The 6,031-nt window shown below is 42.7% G+C and carries 3 protein-coding genes; all 3 read right to left on the minus strand.

What is annotated here, in order from left to right:
- Positions 1 to 1,063 (minus strand): FISUMP domain-containing protein (locus BLS65_RS17010; RefSeq protein WP_317039073.1); only part of this gene is annotated, 1,063 nt, incomplete at its 3' end.
- 10 nt (positions 1,064 to 1,073) lie between these two features.
- Positions 1,074 to 5,672: a hypothetical protein gene (locus BLS65_RS17015; protein ID WP_092440998.1), complete on the minus strand. Its 4,599-nt coding sequence runs from the start codon at positions 5,670 to 5,672 to the stop codon at positions 1,074 to 1,076.
- A 2-nt stretch (positions 5,673 to 5,674) separates the two neighbouring features.
- Positions 5,675 to 6,031 (minus strand): hypothetical protein (locus BLS65_RS17020; RefSeq protein ID WP_212590587.1); only part of this gene is annotated, 357 nt, incomplete at its 5' end.

Genomic DNA, 6,031 nt, shown 5'->3' on the forward strand with positions numbered 1-6,031 from the left:
CGCTCCAACCGGTTTTTGATTTCAGTGAATTGCCTATAGCCTCACTTCCCCTTCCATTGTCGTGTCCATATTTGTTTATATCCTCTTCAGACATTCCCAAATAGCGTTCAAGCGTTTTCCACTCTTCATCTGTAGGTATGTGGTATCCATAAGGGCTTGGATTTTTATTGCCCGCCAACCCTCCTGCAGCAGCATGTGATGAATAGTATAAACCATATATATCACTTTTGCTTCCGGTTTGGTACATAAGGTCGCCATCTGCATACTTCATATCAGTTCCATCCTGCCATTTGGTGGTTCTTAAGTTCTCCCTCACCCAAGTTTGCGTGCCAATCTTCACGGTGCTGTAAATGTTGAAATCGGCATCGTGCACAAGGGTCAGTGCCAGCGGCATCGATCTTATGGTGTTGGCGTCCGAAATATGTCCCAGCTTGTCATATGCCTTAACAGAAAAATTATAAACTATGCCGTTCTCGAAACCTTTCATTTCAATTTTCGCAGCACCAGCATTTACCTTTATTGGTTGGGAAATGCTAGCCACCTTAGGCTCAAAGGTAATTTCGACATGATCGAGATTATCAGGATCGGTCCAATATAGGTTCACAAATTCGGATCCCGATGAATCGCGAAGCGCGCTTACCCCTGGAGGCGTTGTGTAGAAATAGAACGTGCTGCTTACAGACTCGCCAACCTCCTGCTCTGGTTTCTCCGGAAAAAAACTGTTTTCGGCCTTTACTTTCCAGTAGTATTTTCCACCTTTCTTTAAAGAAAATGTCTCATAAGAACTTGATGCTAAAACCCGAAATAACGTGGCTTCACCAACCTCAACAGTCGTCCAGCTAATAGAGTCATTGCTTATGCTTACAACGTATTGGATATCGTCCCCTTCGGCATCCTGGCTTGCCTGCCATTTAAGAATAACGTTACCTGATCCCGCAATCATTCCATTCTGCGGTTCGAGCAGTACAGGAACACTGGGTAACCGGTTTAATTCGATCTCTTTTTTGCAAGATGCTACAAGAAGCAATAGAGCTAAAGCAATGGCTAATTCAATTTTTTTCATAATCATAAGTTTAATCATTAAACCCTGCCAACTTGATTGTTCTAGTTACCGTTGAGGTAACTATATTTTTACCCGGAAGGGTATAGCTTAACTGAAGTTCGTAGTTGCCATTCACCAAATCGGGGATATGGTCTTCGCGTAAAAATTTAGCCACATCGCTGCTGCTGTTCGCTGTGACCCTATTTGCCAGCGCATTTCGAACAGCTACAAAATCTCTATCGATAAAATACGATGCTCTGTAATTGAATGCGCCAAAGGATGATATGTGGGGTCGTGTATTGCTCTCTATCATATCCTCATCGAGCTTGGCATCGGGAGTCATTAGCCCAAACCGAACTACCTCAGCATTTACAGGCGGTGCCAAGCTTACCATATTTGCAACTGCAAGCACAGCGCTATTGCCGTAAATAAGCGGAGCCACCTTACTGTTATACCAAGATGTATTACTATATACCGGCACAATTTTCACCATATTCTTGTCCGGAGCCAAGGAGTTGTTTTCAGCCAAGTCAAACATTTCTGTAGTAGCCGTATTATCATCGATATTTGAACCCAAATCGTAAACGTGAGGGTATTCCTGCCATAATACCCCCTCGTAGTTAGTTATAGCGGCCATTTTATCCTTAAATGTGCCATAAGTGCTTGTACGGAAATGCAGCGCGTAAACCTCCTTCTCCTCCAGTAAATCAAGCGTTCCCTCGGCTTTTTGCTTGCTAACAATGAGGCTATCGGAGAGGTTACTTGAGGTAGTGGTAACGTTACTGGAAATACCAATGCCAGTAGTTTGTGGAACATTTACAATAGCCAGCTTATAAATATCATTTTTTACATATTCAACCTGATTCAATGGGAAGTCAATTTCGAATCGGACATCATTTCCAGCACCAAAGGTTTTGTAGGTAAAGCTGGTCTCCTTCTTGTTGCCATCAAAATCAGCAATACGCAGCACCTGATTGAAACCAACTGGCTTTTCAGTTGAAAACAGGTAGGCGTAATTTTCGGTAACCATCATGTACCCATTTGAAGCCTCCTTAGCGTAGAAGTTGTACTGATTCGAAACCGGATAGCTGTATTTTACGTGCTCAGGAAGAATGGTTTTTGGCCTTTCGCCCGAAATAAACTCTGCGGTTTTCTCCTCAAACACCGGTTTTCCATCATTTCCCTTTACATCAATCCACTGGCCATTAAGCTTTCGCTTGAAGCCTACCTTTGCGTAAACAACCATCTCCTTTTTACTCTCGAAAGGCTCTTCGGGATCGATCATACAAATTTTCCCCTCCTGATTCAGCTCTGTCTTCCCTGCCACTTTTTGCTTTGTATCCTTATAGAATACGGAATAATTCTCGAGGGTCACCTTATACCATGCTTTCGCCCCTTCGTCCTCCTCAATCTCCATTTCAACACCCACCGGGATATTGAAAACAGCCTGTGGCGAAGCAAATACATTTACATCCTTCTCGCCAGTGGAGGGAGTTAGCTGGGCTATGATCTCCTCACCAAAGGGACTTCCCCCTTGAATTTTACACTCTTCGCCAATTTCAAAATCGAAGTCGCATTTGCCCTTCACTAATCCACCCATCACGCTGAATCTTCCGCCCACCGCGCCGGTGAAGTAGAATGGATTAGGTCCTGCCCCTGCAAGCAAGGCACTTGCAGATAAGTTAAGAATACTGAATTTACGCCGTTTCCTAAATATCTTAGCTTCCACGCCTATGTCGGCATTAACCCACGCCCACGCCTGTGCACGGGCATACCAACCGTTAATTCCAAGAGTAGAGCTGCTTCCGGCACAGTATGCATCTTTCCCATAGTTCTTCAGCAGGAACTCGGCTCCCATTCCTACACCCAAAGAGGCATAGAATGGAGGTAAGGTTGCCTTAAATTCAACACTTAGCGATTGGCCAAACGCAATTCCACTTCCGGCAGTTAATTCCGCAGTGCTACGTGCATTCAGCTTATCTTGCTTATCCTTGCTGAAATTTTCCAATACTTTTTGTGGAGGCAAGGGAAGCTCTGGAATATCGGCCCCAATCATGAAGTAGCCATCGGCACGTGCAAGCCCAAGAATACTTACACCAAGCCTATCGGATGGCGTTCCAATGTAGGTGTACCACTTATCGGGTGCAAAATAGGCCGAGGCCCATCCCATGCGGTCATTCTCTCCCACACCCTTAATAAAACCAGCATTCAGGTATGTACTGAGGTCGGCGGAGAAAACGCTATTGGCAATATCATACTTAATATTCATTGATGCCGTAAGAAACCCACCCGCTTTATTTTCGGGAACTTTTAAATCGTTCTTGGCAGCCAACTTAAGTGCTCCGCCCGATGATTCAATCTTCTTTACGCTGCTATTGATATTATCAGCCATCTTACCCCACTTACTCGCGTCGTTCATAAAAGAACCGTCGCCCCGTAGCTGAATGAAATTTAATCCTCCATGAATGTTAAATTGCATTTCAAATGCAACCTTTGCATTAAATGCGGCAGAAGATCCAGTAAGTGCAAACTTAGTGGTAGCCATAAATCCCATACCCACGGATCTGTCAGGGACATACTTTATACCAGAAAGAGCCTTGCCAAATTCGGAATCAATCTTTGGATCGGATGATTGCTGCATCCGGTTATATATACCTCCGCCAAATCCATAAAAGGACAACGCAGGTGGAACGACAAGGCCTGAAGTTGGTGATGTTTCAAAATAAACATCGGTAAGGAAATACCTGTAATCCTGTTTTTTTCCGAATACGGCAACCGCGTCGAAGGTGAATTTATCGATTACCTTAAATTTAACATCGCCTCTAAAGCCCGATCCGTATAACGAATCACCATTCAAAAACCAAACCCCACCATTAACGCTATAGGCGCTCGATTTAAAGTCGACATTAATTTTATCGATACCAACCTTATCGAATTTCCATTTGGCATAATTGCCATAAAGATGCAACCCAACCGTTCCTCCGAAATTCTCATTAAGCTTAATGCCCGCATCAAAAGCCAACCCACTGTTATTAGCACCATCGAACGACCGGATATCGGAGATAGAGAGTTCAAAACCGGCAACTTTAGGAGAGGTAAGGTCTCCGGTAACCCCAATTGCACCAATGCTAACGTATGGCTTCGCCCTACTTATTTTTAAATTTTCAAACGAAATATCGGGAACCGAGAATTTCTTAGAGCTATCGCTTAAGTTAATAGGAGCGTTTATTGTTAACTTTCCAGAGGCATTGATTGTGGGGTAAAATTCAGAATCCTTTATCAATATCTCAATGGAAGAGGACTCGTTTAATGACAAGGTGCTTCTCAGAACGGGGAAGTCAAATTTACCAGACACATTGGCAACAAAATCATACTCTTCGGTGGCAGAGTTATACGATGCACGGTAAGGCAATAAAGAGTTTTTTCCTAAGGGCGGAACATTTAAATCGCCACCAAATCCAAAACCAGTAAGGTCGTTTTTTAGAAATTTAAGTGAAAAGTCAGTCAAAGAAATACTCCATTTACTTTTATCGATGGCCTCAGAAGACAAAATATTTTCACCCGCAGCCTCCCCAGTAAATCCATTCTCGTCAAACAGCACATTCTTAAGGCTCAATGCAATACGATCGTTAAGCGCAACCTTTATGGAATCATTCACTACATGAGTAGTGTCGGTTAATGCTTGGGTAGTATCGGTTGAAGTTGAACTCTTTTTAAAAATAGCAGGTAAATATACAGTGGTACTCGTAATGGCTATACCTCTCCATAGCTTTAGCGCGTCTGCATCTTGAGAAGAAAAATATTGAGGGGGGAACTTTACCATTGGTGAAGTCTCCTTGTCGTCTTGATCCAGCGTTGCTCCTTTCAGCGCGAAGACTACATCCTGCAAGCCTTTTACAGCAAAGCACTTATCCAGACTGAAAGAAACGGTGTAGTTGTCAAAACTGCGAAACGTAGCATCAAATGAAGCCGAAATAGACTCACTCGTCGGCTGCCCCTTAGCGTCAACGGCCACAATTTTATCGGTGGTAAATATCAGGTCGATCTTTGCATTGAATGATTCTATTCCATCACATCCAAAATTTACTTTAGTACCCTCATTGAATACTATGGCTGCTTTGTTGCCGATATCGCGTCGTACAGGAGCCATTAGTTCAAGATACCCTGTTGTACCTAACCCTTTTTGTCCTTCGATACTTGCAACGCCTTCAAATGCAACGATCTCTCCATCTTCCTTAAATTTAAAAGCACAAGTGGCGTATATCTGTGATTTTCGGGAATCCTTATCATACTTTATTTTTTGGATAACAAGTTCATAATCCCCTTTCTTTATGCCAACAGGAAGAGTAACTATACCATCACCAAACAGGTCACTTAAAGACTCAATATATGCCCCTGCTTTACGCACTTGTTCCATAGCAGCATATGCAGCGGCAATTTTCTCCTTCTTTTCCTCTTTAATTCGCTTTACCTTTTCTAATAGTTGGGTGCCCTTATTTTTGATATTAGATTGGGCATAACCATTGCCCGTTCCGCAAATCAATAAAAGACAAATAGATATGGCACGTATAAAATTAGGCATTATTGAATTCATAATTCCTTTGCCGGTCTTAACCATGAAGAATCGCATCCCTAGTAAATGTTTTTATTAATTTGATAATCAGGGTTATCCAGAAACCATTGTCTCGCTTTATTCAGTAACTCTTCATAATTATCGACCCTTACAAATCCGGTAGCATCCACAGCAACCGGAATACCAATCACTACGGGTGCTAGTATTTCCAAAATTTTGTATCCACAAACAATACTCTCTGAATTATCGGGATTTGAAGAGTGGCAGAGCTTTTCGTTGCTATTCAAAATGGTTACACAAAAATCGACCCCAACCTTTTGCCGCATGTACAGTAAATCAGGAACGACATAATCTAGAAGGTTGTCATTGATCGGTAACGACCTAACCTTATCCATGCAGTAAGCAATTTGTTCGGA

The sequence above is a fragment of the Williamwhitmania taraxaci genome (assembly GCF_900096565.1).
In the GTDB taxonomy this organism is placed as follows: domain Bacteria; phylum Bacteroidota; class Bacteroidia; order Bacteroidales; family Williamwhitmaniaceae; genus Williamwhitmania; species Williamwhitmania taraxaci.

What these genes read in the sequence shown, in the direction of transcription:
- BLS65_RS17015 (WP_092440998.1), bottom strand. Translation starts at nt 5,672, where the DNA reads ATGCGATTCTTCATGGTTAAGACCGGCAAAGGAATTATGAATTCAATA.